Raw genomic sequence first — 20,383 nt, forward strand, 5'->3', positions numbered from 1 at the left:
GCCCCCGCTTGTCCGTCTCTTGACTGCCTTCACCCACCCACTTACATTAATTCCAGATCGTAGAATTTTATTTCCATCATACGGAAGTGCTCTCCGCGGGGCGCGACGGGAGTGCGGATCCGGCAGCCGAAGCAGGAGTACTGATGGCTCGAATGACCGCTGCCCGCGCGGCAGTTGAGATTCTCAAGCGTGAGGGCGTCACCGACGCTTTCGGTGTCCCGGGTGCGGCGATCAACCCCTTCTACGCGGCTCTCAAGGCCTCCGGAGGCATCCACCACACCCTCGCCCGCCACGTCGAAGGCGCCTCGCACATGGCCGAGGGCTACACGCGCACCCACCCGGGCAACATCGGCGTCTGCATCGGGACCTCGGGCCCCGCCGGCACCGACATGATCACCGGCCTGTACTCGGCGACCGGCGACTCCATCCCGATCCTGTGCATCACGGGGCAGGCCCCGACCGCGGTGATCCACAAGGAGGACTTCCAGGCCGTCGACATCGCCTCGATCGCCAGGCCGGTGACCAAGATGGCGATCACCGTCCTGGAGGCCGCACAGGTCCCCGGCGTCTTCCAGCAGGCCTTCCACCTCATGCGCTCCGGCCGCCCCGGTCCGGTCCTCGTCGACCTGCCGATCGACGTCCAGCTCACCGAGATCGAGTTCGACCCGGGGACCTACGCGCCGCTGCCGGCCTACAAGCCCGCCGCGACCCGCGCCCAGATCGAGAAGGCGATCGGGATGCTGAACGCGTCCGAGCGGCCGCTGATCGTGGCCGGCGGCGGGGTCATCAACGCAGACGCGGCCGAACTCCTCGTCGAGTTCGCCGAGTTGACCGGCATCCCGGTCGTCCCGACCCTGATGGGCTGGGGCGTCCTGCCCGACGACCACGAACTCAACGCCGGCATGGTGGGCCTGCAGACCTCGCACCGCTACGGCAACGCGACCTTCCTGGAGTCCGACTTCGTCCTCGGTATCGGCAACCGCTGGGCCAACCGCCACACCGGCAGGCTGGACGTCTACACGGCCGGACGGACGTTCGTCCACGTCGACATCGAGCCCACCCAGATCGGCAGGATCTTCGCCCCGGACTACGGCATCACCTCCGACGCCAAGGCCGCCCTGGAGCTGTTCGTGGCAGTGGCGAGGGAGTCGAGGGACGCGGGCAGGCTGCCCGACCGCTCCGGCTGGGCAGCCGCCGCGCAGCGGAAGAAGGCCACACTCCAGCGCCGTACGCACTTCGACGACATCCCGATCAAGCCGCAGCGCGTCTACGAGGAGATGAACAAGGCCTTCGGCCCTCAGACCCGGTACGTCTCCGCGATCGGCCTCTCGCAGATCGCCGGCGCCCAGCTGCTGAACGTCCACCGGCCGCGGCACTGGATCAACTGCGGCCAGGCGGGCCCGCTCGGCTGGACCGTCCCGGCCGCGCTGGGCGTGGCCAAGGCGGACCCGGAGGCGTCCGTCGTCGCCCTCTCCGGCGACTACGACTTCCAGTTCATGATCGAGGAGCTGGCGGTCGGGGCGCAGCACCGGATCCCGTACGTCCATGTCCTGGTGAACAACGCCTACCTGGGCCTGATCCGCCAGGCGCAGCTGGCGTTCGACATCGACTTCCAGGTCAACCTGGAGTTCGAGAACACCAACTCGCCCGAGCTGGGCGTCTACGGCGTCGACCACGTCAAGGTCGCCGAGGGCCTCGGCTGCAAGGCGATCCGGGTGACCGACCCGAACGAGCTGGGCGCGGCCTTCGAGCAGGCGAAGAAACTCGCCGCCGAGTACCAGGTCCCGGTGGTGGTCGAGGTCATCCTGGAGCGGGTCACCGACATCGCGATGTCGAGGACGAACGACATCAGCGAGGTCGTCGAGTCCGAGGAGCTCGCGACCGAGCCGGCGCATGCCCCGACCTCGATCAGGCCGCTGAAGGTCTGACAGCCGACAGCCGACAGTCACCTCACGAGGGCGGCCCACCGGGGGAGGGCCGCCCCTGCGGTGTGCCCTCAGTCCGAGACGCCGCCGCAGGAGTACGGCGAACGCTCGGAGTGCTTCAGAAGCCCCTTGTCCGCCACCTCCGCGCGGGCGGTCAGGCCGGCCCGCAGGGCGAAGCGTGCCGCGAGGACGGTCAGGGCGGGATCGCCGTGCAGGGCCACCGCCATCAGGATGCCGTCCGCGGACAGGCCACGTCGGCCGGTGGGGAGCGGGTGGTCGGCGTACAGGGCGTCGAGCGCGCGCCGGGCCGCGCGGGTCCGGCGCGGCGGAAGGGTACGCAGCAGGCCTGCGGACAGGAGGCCGGCGCGGAGGTCGTCCAGTGCCCGACGTACGCTCGTCCGGTCGACCAACTCGGCTACTCCGGCGGGCTGTTGAAGGGCCGTGAGTACCGCCTCGTACAGCGGGGGCAGGGCCTGCCCCGCGCCCCCGGGCTCCCCCGAGACCCGTACCGTGCCCGGTCGGCCGGCATCGGCGGCCCCCAGCAGATGCAGGGCCAGCACGGCGACCGTGACGGCGGCGCGGGGACCGCCCCGCAGCAGCGCGACCTCATACGGCTTCAGCCGGACCGTCGTACCGCTGTCCATGGCTCCCCCTGGCACGGGGTCCGCCGCCCCCGTGCCGGCGGGCCCCGTGCCACCAGAATGTGCCCGCGCCCGGGGGCAGTTGAAGCCTCCGGGCGCGGGTTCAGAGGTTGATTTGAGGGTTCCGTAGTCGGCGTACGACCGCTGCCGTACCCGCGCTCAGCGCTCGTGGTGCTCGGACAGTCCCGGCCACTCGTCGGGGCCGCCGCCCTGCCACTCGACGATGTCGCTCTCCTCGACCTCGACCTGGTCCAGATCGGCGAGCCGCAGGAGTTCGACGACGTCGTCCAGGTGCGAGGCGACGCCGAGGTTCTCGGCGTCCGCGGTGACCCGCCGGGAGCCGTCCAGGGCCGGGGCGTGGACCACGATGTGCGGGTGCTGTGCCGGGTGCGCTGGTGCCATGCCTTCAGACTCCTGCGGAAGGGGCGTTCCCGCACCCCGACGTACCGGGACGCACCCGGGAGCCGCCGATCAACTGTGTGCCGCGGTGGATTCCGGGCGGCGTCGACGCCTGGGCGCGACAGGACAGATGTCAGCGCCGATGCCGCCCGGAGTTCGGGAGGGCGGGGTCAGATGCGGGCGCCGGACAGGCGCTCCACGGCCCGCAGGAGCGCCGAGTGGTCGAGGCCGCCGTCGCCCTGCGTCCGCAGGCTCGCGACCAGCTGGGCGACCACGGCGCCGACGGGCAGGGCCGCGCCGACGGTGCGGGCGGCGTCGGTGACGATGCCCATGTCCTTGTGGTGCAGGTCGATACGGAAGCCCGGCGTGAAGTCGCGGTTCAGGAAGTTGTCCTTCTTGCGCGTCAGAACCATGGAACCGGCCAGCCCGCCGTTCAGGACGTCCAGGGCCGCCTTCAGGTCCACGCCCGACTTCTCCAGGAACACCACGGCCTCGGCGCACGCCTGGATGTTGACGGCGACGATCAGCTGGTTGGCGGCCTTCACGGTCTGGCCCGAGCCGTGCGGACCGCACAACACGACGGTCCTGCCGAGCGCCTCGAAGATCGGCTCGGCCGCGTCGAAGTCGGCCTGCTCGCCGCCGACCATGATGGACAGCACGGCCTCGATCGCACCGGCCTCACCGCCGGACACGGGGGCGTCCAGGACGCGGATGCCCTTCGCCCGTGCCGCTTTCGCCAGGTCGACGGAGGTCTGCGGGGTGATCGACGACATGTCGATCAGCAGCGCGCCGGAGCGCGCGTGCTCCAGGATGCCGTCGGGTCCGTACGCGATGGCCTCGACCTGCGGGGAGGCGGGCACCATCGTGATCACCACGTCGGCGTCGCGCACGGCGTCGGCGATGGAGCCGGCCGGGGTGCCGCCGGCGGCGGCCAGTCGGTCGAGCTTGTCCTGTTCCAGGGTGAAGCCGGTGACGTCGTAACCCGCCTTGATCAGGTTCTCGGACATGGGGGAGCCCATGATGCCGAGGCCTATCCAGGCGATCTTGGGAAGGTTCGCGGTCATGTGGAGACCTCTCTGCCTGCTTCGCAATGTCTGTGGCGTGGTGCTCAGCGGGCGGCTCGGGCCTCGGCGGGCAGCCAGTCGAACGCCGCCGCGCTCGGTCGGTCACCCGGCTTGTACTCCAGGCCGACCCGGCCCGGGTAACCGGCCTTCCCGAGGCGGCCGAGGAGGTCTTCGAGGGGGAGTGAGCCGGTGCCCGGCGCTCCGCGCCCGGGGTTGTCGGCGATCTGCACATGGCCGGTCTTCGCCGCGTACCGCTCGATCACCGACGGCAGGTCCTCGCCGTTCATCGACAGGTGGTACAGGTCCATCAGGAAGCGCGCGTTGCCGAGCCCCGTAGCCTCGTTGACCTTGTCGACGATCTCCACGGCCGCGGGTGCGCTCACCAGCGGGTACAGCGGCGACTCGGGTTTGTTGAGGGCCTCGATCAGCAGGATCGCGCCGATGGCGCTCGCCGCCCGGGCCGCGAGCACCAGGTTCTCCAGCGCGAGCGCGTCCTGCTGGTCCGGGTCCACGCCGTCGACGCGGTTGCCGTACAGGGCGTTGAGCGCCTCGCAGCCCAGCGACTGGGCGAACTCGGCGGCCACGTCGATGTTGGCCCGGAACCGCTCCGACTCCGCCCCGGGGATCGACAGGGCGCCCCGGTCCGGCCCGGGCAGCTGCCCGGCGTAGAAGTTCAGGCCCGTGAGCCGCACGCCCGCGTCCTCGATCGCCCTCTTCAGGGCGTCCAGCTCGGACCGCTCGGGGACGGGGGAGTCGCCCCAGGGCCACCACAGCTCGACCGCGGTGAAGCCGGCCGCCGCGGCGGCCGCGGGACGCTCCAGGAGCGGGAGTTCCGTGAAGAGGATCGACAGGTTGACGTTGAAGCGCTGCGCTGCGGCTGTGCTCGATTCGAAGCCTGGCATCGGCTCGGCGCTCCCCTCCTGAGTAATTCCGTATTACGAAAGTTAGTTTCTGCTCAATGGAAGATTGCCGCTCTGCGTAAGAGCTTGTCAAGAGGGCTCGGGCGGAAAGCGCTACCGCGCGTTAGGTTGAGCGCGTGCGATTGCGAGTGGAGTTCACGACGGAGCCCTTCGACCTCGATGAGGCGCCCGCGCATGCGGTGGTGGCCCGCCAGGTCGTCGAGACGGCCGGGCTGGACGCGGTGGACGTCGGCCCGTTCGGCAACACGGCCGAGGGGGGCGCCGACGCCGTGCTCACCGCCGTGGACGCCCTGCTGCGCAGGACCCTGGAATCCGGCGCCACCCGTATCTCGCTCCAGCTCAACGTGATCGGAGAGGGTGCGGAGTGACCGGCGCCGGAGGCGAGTCCTTCATCGGGGCCGTCAAGCCGCTGGTGGACGCCATGGGCGGCGAGATACTCGCGCCCGACGAGGCGGGCCCCGACGACGTGGTGCTCTCCTGGGAGGGGGCGGAGGTCGTTGCCGTGCGGCTGCCGCAGCTCGCGGACTCCCTCGACCACATCCTGGCCGCCCTGGAGCGCAAGAAGGGCAAGCCCCTGGCGGACCTGGACCGCAAGGCCAAGCAGGAGGTCGTCCGCATGCTCGAGGTGCGTGGCGCCTTCTCCGTACGGCACGGCGTGGAAACCGTCGCGGGCGCGCTCGGGGTGAGCCGCTTCACGGTCTACAACTACCTGAATCGCGACAAAGAGGGCTGAGTGAAGGGCTGAGTGAAGCCCGAGGGTTTCGTTACCCCGAATTTTCAACAAAGTGTTGACGTGGTGTCGCGGAGGGGCGTTAGCTGGCCCCAGTCCGTTCAGCACGAAGGCCCTTCGTGGCCACGGAGGCTCCCGTGACGTCGACTCCCACGCCCCCGGGCCTGGCCCGGTTCAACGCCCTGGGCGAGCACGCGGCCTTCGCCGCACTCCATGAGGCGTGCGCGTCCGCGGCCTGGGTGAAGCGACTGCTAGCCGCCCGCCCGTACGCCGACACCGGCAGTCTCTACGCCGCCAGTGACGCGGCGATGGCCGAGCTGACCTCCGACGACCTCGCGGAGGCGATGGCCGGGCACCCGCCAATCGGCCGACCCGAGCCGGGCGATCCCACGTCGACGCGCGAACAGCGTGGCATGGTCGGCGCCTCCGAGGAACTCAGGGCGGAGATGCTCGAACTGAACCTGGCCTACCAGGACAGGTTCGGCCATGTCTTCCTGATCTGCGCCACCGGACGGACCGGCGAGCAGATGCGGGACGCGGTCAAGGAGCGGATCGGGAACTCGCCGGAGCAGGAGCGGGAGATCGTCCGCACCGAGCTGGGCAAGATCAACCGTATCCGCCTGGCCCGACTGGTCGACGAAGACTGAAGTCGACGGACCTGAAGTCGACGAGACCTGAGTCGACGAAGACTGAAGTCGACGACTGATGAGGACGCCTGACCATGAGCACCAGCACCAGCACCAGCACCAGCACGAGCACCACCGCCTCGGTGTCGACCCACATCCTCGACACCAGCGTCGGCCGCCCCGCCGTGGGCGTCGCCGTCCAGCTCGCCGCCCGCTCCGGGCGCGACGCGCACTGGCAGGCGCTCGGCGGCTCCGCGACGGACGCGGACGGGCGGTGCAGGGACCTGCCGGCGCTGCCGGAGGGCACCACACACGTACGGCTCGACTTCGCCGTGGAGCCGTACTTCGAGAAGAAGCAAGCCGATGCGCAGCAGGACGCCCCCGCGAATCGGGACAGCGGTGCCGTGTTCTTCCCCGAGGTGGCCATCACCTTCGCGGTGAGGCCCGGCGAGCACTACCACGTACCGCTGCTGCTCAACCCGTTCGGCTACTCCGTATACCGAGGGAGCTAGCTAAATGACAGACACTTCCCGCCCTTCCCGCCCTGTGATCCTGGGACAGAACCAGTACGGCAAGGCCGAGAACCGAGTCGTCAAGATCACGCGGGACGGCTCCACCCACCACATCAAGGACCTGAACGTCTCGGTGTCGCTGAGCGGCGACATGGACGAGGTCCACTACTCCGGCTCCAACGCCAACGTCCTGCCGACCGACACCACCAAGAACACGGTGTACGCGTTCGCCAAGGAGTACGGCATCGAGTCGGCCGAACAGTTCGGCATCCACCTCGCCCGCCACTTCGTGACGAGCCAGGAGCCGATCCACCGAGCCCGCATCCGCATCGAGGAGTACGCCTGGGAACGGATAGAGCACCCTGGGCCGGGCGAGCACTCGTTCGTCCGCAAAGGCCAGGAGACCCGTCTCGCTCAGATCACGTACGACGGTTCGTCGTGGGAGGTCGTCTCCGGTCTCAAGGATCTGACCGTCATGAACTCGACCGACTCCGAGTTCTGGGGTTACGTCAAGGACAAGTACACCACTCTTCCCGAGGCCCGCGACCGCATCCTGGCCACCGAGGTCTCAAGCCGCTGGCGCTTCAACTGGACCGAGGACGCGCAGCGGATGCCGGCCTGGGACGAGTCGTACGCACAGGTCAAGGGGCACCTTCTGCGAGCCTTCGCGGAGACGTACTCCCTGTCGCTCCAGCAAAGCCTGTACGCCATGGGCGCGCGCATCATCGACCACCGCGGCGAGATCGACGAGGTCCGGTTCTCGCTGCCGAACAAGCACCACTTCCTCGTGGACCTGGAGCCGTTCGGGCTCAAGAACGCGACCGGAGACGGTGCGGTGTACGTCGCCGCCGACCGTCCCTACGGCCTGATCGAGGCCACCGTCCTGCGGGACGGCTGCGAGGCGAAGATCCCGGTGGACCTCACCAACCTCTGAGCCGACTTGTGAACCAACCGCGGACTTCAGGGTCATGCCGTGCCCTTCCCCGAGTCCACGAGCGAAAAGGACGCATCATGGCAGCAGACCGGCGCCTCGTCATCGAGAACTGTTCGATCGCGACCGTCGACGCCCACGACACCGAGTACGAGAGCGGGCATGTCGTCGTCGCCGGTAACCGCATCGAGGCGGTCGGCGCGGGCAGGGCGCCGGAGGGCCTGGCGAACGTCGAACGCAGGATCGATGCCGACGGCCACCTCGTGACCCCCGGCCTGGTCAACACCCACCACCACTACTACCAGTGGATCACCCGGGGGCTGGCCACCGACCACAACCTGTTCGACTGGCTCGTCGCGCTGTACCCGACCTGGGCGCGCATCGACGAGCAGATGGTCCGCGCGGCCGCCCAGGGTTCGCTCGCGATGATGGCCCGCGGCGGTGTCACCACCGCCATGGACCACCACTACGTCTTCCCGCGGGGCTCCGGCGACCTGTCCGGCGCGATCATCGGCGTCGCCCGTGAGATGGGTGTCCGTTTCACTCTCGCCCGCGGTTCCATGGACCGCAGTGAGAAGGACGGCGGGCTGCCGCCCGACTTCGCCGTGGAGACCCTGGACGGTGCCCTCGCCGCCACCGAGGAAACCGTCGGGCAGCACCATGACGCCTCCTTCGACGCGATGACCCAGGTCGCCGTCGCGCCCTGCTCGCCATTCTCCGTGTCCACCGAACTGATGAGGCAGGGCGCCGAGTTGGCCCGACGCCTCGGCGTGCGGCTGCACACCCACGGCTCGGAGACCGTGGAGGAGGAGCAGTTCTGCAAGGAACTGTTCGGCATGGGCCCCACCGACTACTTCGAATCCACCGGCTGGCTCGGCGAGGACGTGTGGATGGCGCACTGCGTCCACATGAACGACTCCGACATCGACGCCTTCGCCCGGACGAGGACCGGCGTCGCCCACTGCCCCTCGTCCAACGCCCGCCTGGCCGCCGGAATCGCCCGCGTCCCCGACATGCTCGCCGCCGGGATTCCGGTCGGCCTGGGGGTGGACGGCACCGCGTCGAACGAGTCCGGCGAACTCCACACCGAGTTGCGCAACGCGCTCCTGATCAACCGCCTGGGCGCCCACCGAGAAGCCGCCCTGAACGCCCGTCAGGCACTGCGCCTGGGCACCTACGGTGGCGCCCAAGTCCTGGGCCGTGCAAGAGAGATCGGGTCCCTGGAGCCCGGCAAGCTCGCCGACCTGGTGCTCTGGAAGCTCGACACCCTCGCCCACGCCTCGATCGCCGACCCGGTGACCGCGCTGGTCTTCGGCGCGGCGGCCCCGGTCACCGCGTCCTTCGTGAACGGCCGCCAGATCGTCGAGGGCAACCGGCTGCTCACCGCAGACGAGGACGCGATCGCCCGCTCCACGCGCGCCGAGGCGCGACGGTTGGCGGAGATCGCCGGAAGCTGACCCCGTACCCACGTACGGCAGGTGGTCTCCGGTCGGGAGGGACGGCTCCCGGCCGGTGGCCGTGGACCCGAGCTGGGGCCATGGCCACTGGGTCCGGGCCGGCCTGGACCAGGTAGGACATGACCCGTCCGGCGGAGGCGGGCGAGGGGATCGCGGGCGTCACACCCGCGTGACCGCCTGGCAGGGCCGGGGGGCCGGCAGTCGGCCGGTGAAGAACGACCCGGGCGGCACACCCATCACGGTGCGGAAGTCGGACGTCATGTGTGACTGGTCGTAGTAGCCGGTGGCGGCGGCCAGCTCCGCCCAGGGAGCGTCGGTCGCGTGCGTGAGCAGATGGCGTACGCGGCTGATGCGGGCGTAGTGCTTCGGCGACAGGCCGACGCCCTCGGCGAAGAGGTTGCGTAACTGACGCTCGCTGACGGCGAGTTGGCGGGCCACGTCGCGCACGGTGGCGGGGGCGCGGCCCGGCCGGGTCGACAGGGCGTCGACGGCGGCCCGCAGCAGCCGGGTGCGTGTGCCGTCGGCGACCGGGGCGAGCCGGTCGAGCAGTGCCTCCGCCAGACGCGCGGTCATCTCCTCCGGCCCCAGGTCGACCAGCTCGCGCGCGAGTCGCCGGGCCGTCCTCGTCGGCAGGGCACCCAACGGCACGACGTGACCGACGAGTTCGACCGCCGGTGCGCCGAGCAGGGGGCGCACGGTGCCCGGGCCCAGCCGCACCTGGACGCAGGACACCACCCGCTTGTCCGCGTCCGCGTGGTAGGAGGCACGGGTGCGCGGACCGATCACCAGGGTGTCGCGCCGTCCCGTGTCCTCGACCCGGACGACCAACTTGGTCGCGGTGTCCGGCACATGGGTGAACGACTCGGGCAGCGGGCCCGCCACGGCCGTCGCCGCGATGTCGGCGATCCATGGCCGCAGGGCGTCGGGGACAGGCAGGAGGCGTTCGGTCAGGGCGGTCGTCACCCGACCACGGTAAGCGCGCCGGCTGCCCGCGCGGGCGCCCCAACCGTGCCGGAATCTCCTAGAGTCCGGCGCCGGCCGCCCGCCACCGTGGTCAGCATGATTCTTGTGACGGGTGCCACGGGCACCATCGGCAGTGAAGTCGTACGACAACTCGCGGCGCGTGGCGAGAAGGTGCGCGCCCTGACCCGCGACCCGGCGAAGGCTGTGGTGCCGCCGGGCGTGGAGGTGCTGCGCGGGGACTACCGGGACCCGGGCTCCCTGGAGGTGGCGATGTCCGGGGTGACGGCCGCGTTCCTGGTGGGCGTACCCGCCCCGGGGACGTGGCACGACCAGGCGCTGGTGGCGGCGGCGCGGGCGGCCGGCGTGTCCCGCCTGGTGAAGCTCTCCGCCATCGGCACCGGTGATCCCGAGCTGGGTCCGTCCGGCTCCTGGCACCTCGACGGCGAACGCGCCGTCCGGGACAGCGGCGCGCGGTGGACGATCCTGCGGCCCTCCGCGTTCGCGTCCAACACACTGAGCTGGGCGGACCCCATCAAGGCGGGCGAGCCGGTGCCGAACCTGACCGGAGACGGGCTGCAGGGCGTGGTCGACCCGCGGGATGTCTCCGAAGTGGCGACCCGGGCCCTGGTCGACCCCGGGCACGAGGGACGGACGTACACGCTGACCGGACCGGAGACGATCGGCGTGCCCGGCCAGGCCGCCGTACTCGCGGACATCCTCGGCCGCCGCGTCACCGCGCGCGACCTCTCGGCGTCGGAGGTCCGGCAGTACGTGCTCGGTTGGGGCCTCGACGAGAAGGCCGCGGACGGTGTCCTGGCGGGCACCGCCTACGTCCGCCGGGGCGGGAACGCCGTCGTCACCGGGGATGTGCCCGAGGTGCTGGGGCGCACGGCGCGTACCTACCGGGAGTGGGCCGAGGACCACAAGGGGGTGTTCGGGGCGGGGTGACCGGTTGCGAGCCGCAGCCGAGCGATCTGAGGGGGCGGCCGATCGGGACACTGCGGGGCACAAAGGGCATGAGGGGTTGCGGAGGAACAGGGGAGGGGCGCCGACGGGCCGCCCGGGGCCGTTTCCGAGTGTCGGCCCCCCTCGCGCCCCCCGTCGAGCCCTCAGTCCTACAGCCCGAACAGGCCCGGATCCGCCGCCAGTTCTCTGAAGTACTCCCGTGGATCCGCCACCAGCCTGCGCTCCTTGAGGTCCATCAGGCCTCCGACGGCCGTGATCTCGGCGGCCACCGTGCCGTCCGCCTTGCGGATCGTCTGCTCGATCCGGAAGGTCTTGCCCTCGCCCCAGGCGAAGCCGCACGTCACCTCGGCCTCGTCGCCGGCCACTAACTCGCGGCGGTAGCGGATGGTGGTCTCCAGGGTCACCGGGCCCACACCGCTTCCGATGAGACCGGACTGGCTGATCCCCGCCGCCTTCAGCAGCGACCAGCGGGCGTGTTCCGCGTAGTTGAGGTAGACGCTCTGGTTGAGATGGCCCTGCACGTCCGTCTCGTACCCGCGGACGGTCACCGGGACGGAAAACGCTTCGGTCACGGCTTCCCCTTCTCGTCATGGATGCTCTGATCGACCGATCTTGGCATGCCCATCACGCCCGACGCGGGGACGCCAGCAGATAGCGCGCTCTCGTCCGTGGTTGCGTGTGCTCGCCGGCCTGCCAGCCCGCCTTCTCCAGCGTGGCCGCACAGACACGCAGCTCCTCGGTGTCCGGCGCGTGCACGGCGACGGCCTCCGGCTGCGGGGTCGCGCGCACCCGGTAGCCCCCGGTGCCGTCCCGCCCGGCGGGGCGCAGTCCGGCCGCCTCCAGGGCCAGGGCGGCGGCCTGGACCAGGTGGGCGCGCTCCCAGGCGCAGGGCCGTTCCGTGGCGCCGTGCGGGTTGGTCATCCGGCGCAGCTCCAGGAGCCCCTCCCAGGCGCTGTGCACCTCACGGGCCCGGGCCGGACCGGCCACCTGGGCGCCGTCGGGCGCGTCCTCCTCGCCGCCGATGCGGGCAGTGAAGACGCCCGGCGCCGGGGCTGGTGCGACGGCGGGGGCGGGAGCCTCCGGGGCCGCCTCGCGTATCCGGTGTCCGGCCGGGGTCAGGAAGTGGTCGTGCGGCGGCCGTGGGTGCCGGAAGGCGAGGCCTCGCGCGACCAGCGCCGTGAGTTGCGCGTCCGTCCCCCTGAGTCGCCCGGTGACGGGATCGGCGGCGTCGATGACACGCCGCTGCGCGGCGGTCGGCGGTCGGGTCACGGCCTGCTCCTCCCCGTCGGATCCTTCTCGAAGGCGTCACATCACTGCGACCTGCCAGGCACCTCACTGCGGTCACCCTTCGAAGACTACGACGGGGCTCTGACATTCCACCGTTCCTCATCAGTGAGCAGGAGTGAGTCTTGGACCCGTACCTGGTCGCTGCGGACATCCCGAACGGTGTTGGATGTCCTGGTCGCCCGCTTTCGCTCCGTGTCCGGTGACACGGATCGCGTCCGTGGTCCGGGGATACGGGGGCGGGTTTCCTCACGCCTGCGGGTGTCCGGTCGGGCCTGGACGGTCCGATGCCCCGCACCATCACTCTGGTGATGCGGGGGCGGTGCCGTCCGTCGCCGGATCGGATACCCGTAGGCGCGTCGCCCGACGGCGATGCTTGCCGCATCGTGCCGGGACATTGTGCGTCGTGGGGTGGTCAGTGGTTTCTGCCAGTGCTGGGCGCCCCACCGGCTGGTGTAGGCGGGGTCGACCGCGACGATCGCGATGTCCTGCTCGGCGGCCATCGACATCAGCCGGGCTTTGAGTCTGGCGGTGGGGAAGCGGGAGAGCAGGCGGCGGAAGCGCTTGTTGCGGCCGTGCCGCTCGCGGCTTGTGCCGTCGCTGAAGTCGAGGTCCTCGATGGCGATCGCGCTCGCCCCGCAACGCCGGGCATGGTGCAGCAGCCGGGTCAGTGCGTGCCGGATCTGCGCGTCCCGGTGCTGAGCGGTGCCGGTCAGGTCGTAGAAGTAGCGCTGCGGTTCGCCGACCGGGTTGCCGTGCACATCCAGGTGCCAGCAGGCGAGGTGGTCGTCGTTCATGTCCACTCCCACCACACCCCGCACCAACGCCGCCTCAAGCGGCAGCACCGGGGCGGCGGCGCGCTGCCACGAAGCGGTCACATACCAGCGTCCGCGCACCGGGTCGTGGTGGATGCGGTAAGCGACCGCCCGGTTCGCAGTGATCCGGTCCAGCCACTCCTGCCCTCGATGCTGGAACCGTACGGTCGCGTCCAGCAGATACCGGCCGTGGGGTGCGTTGGCCAGGTGGGCCAGCGGGGCCGGGAGCTTGACCGAGACCTGCCCGGTGTCGGTGACACGGATGGTCTCGTTGCCGAAGCGTTTGCCGGACTCCCCGTCGGCCGACAGGAACATCCGCTCCGCCCGCCACCGCTGTCGCCACTCCTGCTCGTTCAGCCCGGCCGCCGCCAGGTGGTGACGGGCGTGGGCGAGGCGTTTGCCGCCGCGCACCACCCGGACCCGGCCCGCCGCCCAATCCGCCTCCACCCCCGCGAGGCGGTCCTTCAACGTCTGCAGGCGGCGGGACTTGGCATGCCACTCACCCCGCGAACCGTAACCGCGTACCAGGCCGTCCCTCTTGTCGGCCTTGGCACCGAGCGGCCGGGCAAGCCGCGCCTCGACCGAGTCGATCTGCCTGCGCAGCCAGGCCATGTGGGCCGCCTGTCCACGCCTCGCCAGCGCCCACTGGTCATGCGTGGCCTTGGTGATACTGCCCGCCCAGCGCGCCGAGGACCTCCCCGTCAGCTCGCGCTTGCGCACCGCCCACCCGGCCGCATCATGCGCCCGCCCCTGGCGACAGCGTTCCGCGAGATCCCCGGCCGCCAGCGACCCCAGGAACGCCCCCACCTCGGTCAGCACCGCCGCGTCCGCCTCGCTCACCCGCAGCCGGTCCCGCACCGCCACACCGGCCGGACCGGGCACGACGAACGCCGCCACCAACTCCCGCAGCCCACCCACCCGTACACCCCCGACCGCAATGCGAAGACCCCGTCACCGCAGTCAACGACCACCACCCGCAAAGGTCACCCATTCGATGAGGGAACTCCCGTTCCCTACGCCCCACCACACCCCAGACACTCACTCATGCACGCCAGAACACACTCGTGCGCTGTTCCGCGGCAACAGTTCACAACCCCCTCGTAGCCGCCGTAGTCCCACTCGTAGAGGTCGGTGTCGACCCGCGCGTCGGGCAACCCGATCAGCTCCGCGGTCTCCCTGGCGCGCTGCAGCGGGCTGACGAAGGCGGCCCCGATCCGGTGCGACCGGATCAGCGGGACCAGCCGCCGCGCCTCGGCACGGCCGTGCTCGGTCAGCGGGACGTCCGTCCGGCCGGTGTGCCGACCTGACCGCGACCACTCGGTCTCACCGTGCCGCACCAGGAAGAGATCACTCATACGACCCAGGCTAGGAGGCCCCTACTGCCGGTACCCGCCGAGGAACCGCCCGATCCGCCCGATCGCCGCCTCCAGGTCGTCCGCGTGGGGCAGGGTGAGGATGCGGAAGTGATCGGGGGTCGGCCAGTTGAAGCCGGTGCCCTGGACCACCTGGATCTTCTCCCGCAGCAGCAGGTCCAGGACGAACTTCTCGTCGTCGTGGATCTTGTGGACCTTGGGGTCGAGGCGCGGGAACGCGTACAGCGAGCCCTTCGGCTTCACGCAGGACACGCCGGGGATCTCGTTGAGCTTCTCCCAGGCCACGGTGCGCTGTTCGTGCAGACGGCCGCCCGGCGCGGTCAGCTCGTGAATGGACTGGCGACCGCCGAGCGCGGCCTGGATGGCGTACTGCGCGGGCGCGTTGGCGCACAGCCGCATGGAGGCCAGCATGGTCAGGCCCTCCAGATAGTTTTTGGCGTGCTGCTTCGGACCGGTGACCACCAGCCAGCCCGAACGGAAGCCGGCCACCCGGTACGTCTTCGACAGGCCGCAGAAGGTCAGGACCACCAGGTCGGGGGCGAGCGCGGCGACCGAGTGGTGCACGGCGTCGTCGTACAGGATCTGGTCGTAGATCTCGTCGGCGAAGACCATCAGGCCGTGCCGGCGGGCGAGGTCGAGGATGCCCTCGATGACCTCCTTCGGGTAGACCGCGCCGGTGGGGTTGTTCGGGTTGATGATGACGACGGCCTTGGTGCGGGCCGTGATCTTCGACGCCATGTCGTCCAGGTCCGGGTACCAGTCGGCCTGTTCGTCGCAGAGGTAGTGCACCGCCTTGCCGCCGGCGAGGGTGGTGACGGCCGTCCAGAGGGGGAAGTCGGGGGCCGGGATGAGGATCTCGTCGCCGTCCTCGACCAGTGCCTGTACGGACATGGAGATCAGCTCGGAGATGCCGTTGCCGAGGAAGACGTCGTCGACGCCGACCTCCAGGCCCAGCGTCTGGTACCGCCCCGCCACCGCGCGGCGGGCGGAGAGGACGCCGCGCGAGTCGGTGTAGCCGTGCGCCTGGGGCAGCATGCGGATCATGTCCTGGAGGATCTCCTCCGGCGCCTCGAAGCCGAACAGCGCGGGGTTGCCGGTGTTCAGGCGCAGCACGCTGTGGCCCGCCGCCTCCAGTGCGTCGGCGTGTTCGATCACCGGGCCGCGGATCTCGTAGCAGACCTCGCTCAGCTTGTTCGACTGCCGGAACTCCATGCGCTTACGCCCCTCCGGTTCGTGGTGTTGCTTGGTTTTACCAAGTATGAGCTTGGAAAGTCCAACAACGTGTTTAGACTGCGTCGCATGTCACCTCGCCGAAGCTACGACCAGTACTGTTCCGCGGCCCGGGCGCTCGACGTCGTCGGCGACCGCTGGACCCTGCTGATCGTCCGCGAACTCCTGGCCGGCCCGCGCCGCTACACGGACCTGCACGCCGACCTGCCGGGCGTGAGCACGGACGTCCTCGCCTCACGGCTGAAGGACATGGAGCGGGAGGGGGTGACGACCCGACGCAGGCTGCCACCGCCGGGGGCCGCGTACGTCTACGAACTCACCGGTCGGGGGCGCGAGTTGCTGCCCGTACTCCAGGCGCTGGGGCAGTGGGGGCAGACCGAGTTGGGTGAGCGGCGGCCCACCGACGCCGTACGGGCGCACTGGTTCGCGCTGCCGCTGCTGCGTTCGCTGGAGGTCGAGGGGCTCGTCGAAGTCCGTCTGGAAGAGGGGGACTTCCATCTGTATGTCGGCGCCGAGCAAGGGCCCGTGTACGGCGATGGGCCCGCCCCGCGGGAGCCGGACGCCCGGCTGGCGATGGATACCGACACGTGCCTGCTCGTCGGGCGGGGGGAGTTGAGTGTGCCGGACGCGGTGCGAGCGGGGCGTATCGAGGTGACCGGTGACGGGGCGCCGGCGAAGGCCTTGCGGGAGGCCTGACGGCGGGGGAGGCCTGGGAGTCCTGGGGGACGGGAAGGCGAGGAGGGGCCCCGCCGCACAGGTGCGGCGGGGCCCCCTTGACGAACCGTCAGGCGCTCGGCGGCACCCGCGACGGACGCCCCGACCCGCGCGTCAGCGCGTACCCGCCGATACCCGCGAGTGCGGCCAGCACTCCGCCGATCGCGGTCCACACCCACCGGTCGGACCACCAGCCGGAGGACCAGCCGTCGTCCGGCTCGATGCTGGAAAGTACGGCGGAGTCCGACGAACTTCCTTCCTCCGCCTCGGACTTGACCGCGATGCCCGGCACCAGGGGCTGGGACAGCGAGCCGTCCACCGCGGCCGAACCGCCGATGTCCTTCGAGTCGACCCGCACGTCCGTGTCGACGGGGAGACCCAGGTCGGCCGTGGTGAGGTCGACGACCGTCAGCCGGACGTAGTACGTGCCGGGCAGCGGATCGTTCGCCCACTGCTCCGACCAGGCGTGGACCGTGCGGAGGACACAGGTCAGCCGCACGGAGGCGGTGCCCGCCGCGGCGGTGCGCGTCTGCGCGCCGTACTGGCAGGACTGGCGCCGGCGCAGACCGTCGTACACGTCGATCTGCCAGGTCTCGGCGGCGTGCGCCGCGGGCAGCTTCACCGTCGCCCCGACGGTGGGGCGCTGACCGGCGTCCGCCGGGAACGACCAGTACATGTAGTCGCCCGCGGACCCGTTCGCGGTGGCCGTCCGGCCCTGCTCGATCTCGGTCGCGGTACGGAACGAGGTGCCCGCGGCGGCGGGCGCCGAACTGTCGTCGGACGCGCTCGGGGACGGCGAGGAGTCGGCGACAGCCGGGGACACCGCCAGCCCGAGCATCAGCAGCGAAGCGCTCAACACGCGTGTGATCCGCATCAGTTGGTCCTCCAGACCGCGAGCCGCCAGCGCGACAGCCAGCCCCAGACGAGACCGGCGAGGAAGCCGGTGAGGATCAGTGCGCCGAGCAGCCACCAGCCGCGTCCGAGGCCGAAGGAGGCCACGTCGCTCGCCTGGCTCGGCCCGTCCACCACGTCCACGGTCAGCTCCAGCGGCAGACCCGGCGTGGTCTTGACCCCGGAGGCCGCCGAGAAGGAGTTGGTGACCTGGAGGCAGACGGTCTCGGCGGCCGGCTTGTCGCTGTCGTCGTCGTCCCGCTCGGGCTTCGGGTAGCGCAGCCCGGTGGAGATGACGTCCGTACGCCCGATTCCGGCGGCCTCGCCGCGCACGATCTCGCGGCCGTGCACGGTGACGGCCCGCAGCAGTGTCCCGTAGTCCGGGTTCACCGTCCGGTCGGCCGCCACGCTCACCGAGGCGCGCAGCTCCTGGCCCGCCTGGACGTCCACCCGGTACCAGCGCTGCTGCCCGAACTCCTCCCGGTCGGTGTACAGACCGGACTTGAGAGTCGGCGCCTTCGCGCACTCCGTCGCGCCCTGAGTGGCCACCGGCGTCACCACCGGATCGGCCGCCCGGTCCACCAACTGGTTGACCCGGTCGGTGAGTTCGTCGGTGTGCTCCACCGAGGTGTACGTCCCGCCGGTCGCCTCCGCGATACAGCTGAGCTGCTGCCGCATCTTGGCGTTCGGGACCAGACCGAGGGTGTCGATGGTCAGGCCGATGCCCTTGGCGGCGATCTCGCGGGCCACCTCGCACGGGTCGAGCGGGGCGCAGGTGTCCTCGCCGTCGCTGATCAGCACGATCCGCTTGGAGCCGTCGCCGCCGTCCAGGTCGCCGGCCGCCTTCAGCAGCGCCGGGCCGATCGGCGTCCAGCCGGTGGGGGAGAGGGTCGCGACCGCCGTCTTGGCCTCGGTGCGGTCCAGCGGGCCGACCGGGTAGAGCTGCGCGGTGTCCCTGCAGCCCGTCTTCTGGTTGTCGCCGGGGTAGTCGGCGCCGAGGGTGCGGATGCCGAGTTCGACCTCCTCGGGCGTCGCGTCCAGCACCTCGTTGAACGCCTGCTTCGCCGCTGCCATCCGGGTGCCGCCGTCGATGTCCCGGGTCCGCATGGAACCGCTGACGTCGAGGACGAGGTCGACCTTGGGCGCGGTCCCGCCCGTGGGTTCACCGGCGACCGCCGCGGCCGGGAAGGCGATCCCGGCCGTCAGGGCGGCGAGCAGGGCGCACACTCCCGCCGCCAGCTGTTTACTTGTGATCATCGGCGGATCTTATTGATCAGGAGGGCCGGGCTCCAAAACGGCCGATCAGATCGGTGGCACCGACGTCTCGGCACAGGGCATCGGGCAGCGGGCTGTTCAGTGAAGGGGATGGGGCAGCCCGGTCCACTGGTCTCCCGGCGTCCCCGGCGACAGCCGCATCAGCGTCAACGCCTTGGCGGGCACCGGCTCTTCGAGGAGCGCGACGAGGTCCGGCGTGCGCGGCAGATCCCGTACGGCGCTCTCCAGCGCCCCCCGCAACACCGCCGCCGACCCCGCCGTACCGGCGAGCGCTCCGGCCACCAGCGAACCGAACAGCTTGCGGCGCAGGGCCGTCACGTCGTCGGTGACGATGCGTCCGGTCAGCTCCGGGACCGGGATGCCGTGCCGGGCCAGACGGGCCGGGCTCACCCGGATGTCGGCGAGGTCCCGGTAGACCAGCCGCACGGGCGCGCCCGTCGGGGACAGCACCACCAGGAGGTTCTGACCATGCGCCTCCAGCGCCACCCCCAGATCCAGCAGCCGCAGGCCCACCGTGAGCGCGAGACGGGTGAAGTCGGCGAGCCAGGCCGGGGATTCGGGCAGCCCGGTGGTGGCGAGCGCGGCCACCGGCACCACACACTCACCACTGCCCGGGGCCGCATACGCCCGCGGTGACTCCCGCAACACCGCCGCCACATCGGGGGAGTTGGCGGTGACCGCGCCCAGCGTGCGGGTGATGTGCAGCAGACCGTCCAGCCGGGCGGCCAACGTCTCCGCGAACGCCGACAGGGTCGCGGACAGCGCGATCGAGTACCCGGAGATGTCCCGCACCGACGACGTCAGCCGGGCGCTCAGCGCGGTCTTCACATGCGGTCCGCAGGGCTGGTGGAACCCGCCGGGCAGCTCCAGCGTGCGCAGGGACATCAGCGGACGTGCGTCGATCCCGGTGTCGCACGCCCGCTTGAGCACATGCTCCGCCTGCCAGGGATGCGTCGGCACCAACAGCCGCTCCCCGTCCCGCAGTTCGTCCGGCCAGTCACCCGTCACCAGGCACTCGCCCGCCGGTACCGGCAGCAGCCCCAGCCGCACCAGCGGACCGTGCTCGGGCCCGTAGGCGAGCTGTTCGGCCACCGAGAAGCCGGGCCGGGAGCGGCAACCGGGGTGGTACGGATGCCCGTCGACCACCCGCCGCTCCCACTCCCAGTCGTACACCGGCCGTTCCTCCGCAGCGGGCCGCTCCTGCCCGGCCCGGGACAGCGCCAACGAGGCGACGCTGTGGCCGAGTTCGACCGCGAAGTCCGTACCGTGCGCTACGGCGAGGCCGGTCATCAGCCGCGCCGGATCGTCGTACGCCACCTCGTCGAGTCGTACGACGGAGACGTACGCGGCGGTGGCGTACGGGTCCGGACGCGGGCCGTGCAGCCGGCGGCCGTCCGACAGACGCAGCGTGCACCCGGCGGGGCCGTCCGCGCGGTCCGCGAGCCAGGGGAGCGGCTCATGGGTGAGACCGCGCCACAACCGGGTCAGGACGGCCGCGCGGGCACCGGGCAGTTCGGCCGTGTACCGCGGCACGAGGCCGGGACGTACGGCGGCCAGCTCCTCGGCGACCTCGGCCTCGGCGGTGGGGGGACGGTGCACGGGCGGGCTCCTCGGGTAACCATGGGATGTCACGACAGGTGGTGACGACAGACATACTGATCATCGCC

Annotated in this window: 21 protein-coding genes and 1 pseudogene; 9 read left to right on the forward strand and 13 right to left on the reverse strand. The window is 71.0% G+C overall.

All coding sequences use genetic code 11. From position 1 onward, the window contains the following. Positions 1-143: 143 nt before the first annotated feature. Positions 144-1,928: a glyoxylate carboligase gene (gene gcl / locus OHA64_RS37635; protein ID WP_405621007.1), complete on the forward strand. Its 1,785-nt coding sequence runs from the start codon at positions 144-146 to the stop codon at positions 1,926-1,928. Positions 1,929-1,996: 68 nt separating this feature from the next. On the opposite strand, the gene OHA64_RS37640 is transcribed toward gcl, so the two are convergent. The 4 genes from OHA64_RS37640 to OHA64_RS37655 form a co-directional block, all read right to left on the reverse strand. Continuing rightward, a complete protein-coding gene (locus OHA64_RS37640) occupies positions 1,997-2,569 on the reverse strand; it encodes a TIGR04222 domain-containing membrane protein (protein ID WP_405621009.1) in 573 nt (190 codons plus the stop codon). Between the two features lie 156 nt (positions 2,570-2,725). Then, positions 2,726-2,968: a hypothetical protein gene (locus OHA64_RS37645; protein ID WP_405621011.1), complete on the reverse strand. Its 243-nt coding sequence runs from the start codon at positions 2,966-2,968 to the stop codon at positions 2,726-2,728. A 167-nt stretch (positions 2,969-3,135) separates the two neighbouring features. Next, positions 3,136-4,029, reverse strand: coding sequence for a 2-hydroxy-3-oxopropionate reductase (locus OHA64_RS37650; RefSeq protein WP_405621013.1), 894 nt, complete (start codon positions 4,027-4,029; stop codon positions 3,136-3,138). Positions 4,030-4,073: 44 nt separating this feature from the next. Continuing rightward, positions 4,074-4,931: a TIM barrel protein gene (locus tag OHA64_RS37655; protein ID WP_405621015.1), complete on the reverse strand. Its 858-nt coding sequence runs from the start codon at positions 4,929-4,931 to the stop codon at positions 4,074-4,076. A gap of 134 nt (positions 4,932-5,065) precedes the next feature. On the opposite strand from OHA64_RS37655, the gene OHA64_RS37660 reads away from it, so the two are divergent. The 6 genes from OHA64_RS37660 to OHA64_RS37685 all read left to right on the forward strand — a co-directional run bounded on the left by OHA64_RS37660 (position 5,066) and on the right by OHA64_RS37685 (position 9,205). After that, positions 5,066-5,317: a hypothetical protein gene (locus OHA64_RS37660; RefSeq protein WP_405621017.1), complete on the forward strand. Its 252-nt coding sequence runs from the start codon at positions 5,066-5,068 to the stop codon at positions 5,315-5,317. Beyond that, positions 5,314-5,682 (forward strand): helix-turn-helix domain-containing protein, encoded by a 369-nt coding sequence (locus tag OHA64_RS37665; protein WP_405621019.1) that lies wholly within the window; start codon positions 5,314-5,316, stop codon positions 5,680-5,682. Before OHA64_RS37660 ends, OHA64_RS37665 begins: the two co-directional genes overlap by 4 nt. 134 nt (positions 5,683-5,816) lie before the next feature. Next, positions 5,817-6,326 (forward strand): 2-oxo-4-hydroxy-4-carboxy-5-ureidoimidazoline decarboxylase, encoded by a 510-nt coding sequence (uraD, locus tag OHA64_RS37670; protein WP_405621021.1) that lies wholly within the window; start codon positions 5,817-5,819, stop codon positions 6,324-6,326. A gap of 74 nt (positions 6,327-6,400) precedes the next feature. Continuing rightward, the gene (uraH, locus tag OHA64_RS37675) at positions 6,401-6,817 is read left to right on the forward strand and encodes a hydroxyisourate hydrolase (RefSeq protein WP_405621023.1); all 417 of its coding nucleotides are present in this window, start codon (positions 6,401-6,403) and stop codon (positions 6,815-6,817) included. 4 nt (positions 6,818-6,821) lie between these two features. Beyond that, on the forward strand, positions 6,822-7,751 hold the full coding sequence (gene pucL / locus OHA64_RS37680) for a factor-independent urate hydroxylase (RefSeq protein ID WP_405621025.1): 930 nt from the start codon (positions 6,822-6,824) through the stop codon (positions 7,749-7,751). 77 nt (positions 7,752-7,828) lie between these two features. Further along, positions 7,829-9,205, forward strand: a complete 1,377-nt coding sequence (locus tag OHA64_RS37685) for an 8-oxoguanine deaminase (protein WP_405621027.1) — start codon at positions 7,829-7,831, stop codon at positions 9,203-9,205. Between the two features lie 159 nt (positions 9,206-9,364). Here OHA64_RS37685 and OHA64_RS37690 read toward each other — a convergent pair whose 3' ends face one another. Next, positions 9,365-10,168, reverse strand: coding sequence for a helix-turn-helix domain-containing protein (locus OHA64_RS37690; RefSeq protein WP_405621029.1), 804 nt, complete (start codon positions 10,166-10,168; stop codon positions 9,365-9,367). Positions 10,169-10,255: 87 nt separating this feature from the next. Here OHA64_RS37690 and OHA64_RS37695 point away from each other — a divergent pair, with 87 nt between their 5' ends. Continuing rightward, a complete protein-coding gene (locus OHA64_RS37695) occupies positions 10,256-11,116 on the forward strand; it encodes an NAD(P)H-binding protein (protein ID WP_405621031.1) in 861 nt (286 codons plus the stop codon). Positions 11,117-11,283: 167 nt separating this feature from the next. Here the strand turns inward: OHA64_RS37695 and OHA64_RS37700 are convergent, their stop codons facing one another. The 5 genes and pseudogenes from OHA64_RS37700 to OHA64_RS37720 form a co-directional block, all read right to left on the reverse strand. Further along, complete coding sequence (locus OHA64_RS37700; protein ID WP_405621033.1) at positions 11,284-11,706, reverse strand: acyl-CoA thioesterase; 423 nt, start codon at positions 11,704-11,706, stop codon at positions 11,284-11,286. Between the two features lie 52 nt (positions 11,707-11,758). Continuing rightward, the gene (locus OHA64_RS37705) at positions 11,759-12,403 is read right to left on the reverse strand and encodes a hypothetical protein (protein WP_405621035.1); all 645 of its coding nucleotides are present in this window, start codon (positions 12,401-12,403) and stop codon (positions 11,759-11,761) included. A gap of 86 nt (positions 12,404-12,489) precedes the next feature. Continuing rightward, positions 12,490-14,151, reverse strand: coding sequence for an IS200/IS605 family accessory protein TnpB-related protein (locus OHA64_RS37710; RefSeq protein ID WP_405621037.1), 1,662 nt, complete (start codon positions 14,149-14,151; stop codon positions 12,490-12,492). Positions 14,152-14,324: 173 nt separating this feature from the next. Further along, positions 14,325-14,588, reverse strand: a pseudogene (locus tag OHA64_RS37715) (histidine phosphatase family protein); the annotation flags it as partial. 21 nt (positions 14,589-14,609) lie between these two features. Continuing rightward, positions 14,610-15,818 carry a pyridoxal phosphate-dependent aminotransferase gene (locus OHA64_RS37720; protein WP_405621039.1) on the reverse strand — a complete coding sequence of 403 codons (1,209 nt, stop codon included), beginning with the start codon at positions 15,816-15,818 and terminating at the stop codon, positions 14,610-14,612. 87 nt (positions 15,819-15,905) lie between these two features. Here OHA64_RS37720 and OHA64_RS37725 point away from each other — a divergent pair, with 87 nt between their 5' ends. After that, positions 15,906-16,532: a winged helix-turn-helix transcriptional regulator gene (locus OHA64_RS37725; RefSeq protein WP_405621041.1), complete on the forward strand. Its 627-nt coding sequence runs from the start codon at positions 15,906-15,908 to the stop codon at positions 16,530-16,532. Between the two features lie 88 nt (positions 16,533-16,620). Here OHA64_RS37725 and OHA64_RS37730 read toward each other — a convergent pair whose 3' ends face one another. The 3 genes from OHA64_RS37730 to OHA64_RS37740 all read right to left on the reverse strand — a co-directional run bounded on the left by OHA64_RS37730 (position 16,621) and on the right by OHA64_RS37740 (position 20,315). After that, entirely contained in the window at positions 16,621-17,424 is an 804-nt protein-coding gene (locus OHA64_RS37730; RefSeq protein WP_405621043.1) for a hypothetical protein, read from the reverse strand. After that, on the reverse strand, positions 17,424-18,698 hold the full coding sequence (locus OHA64_RS37735; protein ID WP_405621045.1) for a VWA domain-containing protein: 1,275 nt from the start codon (positions 18,696-18,698) through the stop codon (positions 17,424-17,426). The genes OHA64_RS37730 and OHA64_RS37735 overlap by 1 nt, the downstream gene beginning before the upstream one ends. 96 nt (positions 18,699-18,794) lie before the next feature. Further along, complete coding sequence (locus OHA64_RS37740; protein WP_405621047.1) at positions 18,795-20,315, reverse strand: IucA/IucC family protein; 1,521 nt, start codon at positions 20,313-20,315, stop codon at positions 18,795-18,797. Positions 20,316-20,383: the final 68 nt, after the last annotated feature.

This window comes from Streptomyces sp. NBC_00076 (genome assembly GCF_045041235.1).
GTDB lineage: Bacteria > Actinomycetota > Actinomycetes > Streptomycetales > Streptomycetaceae > Streptomyces.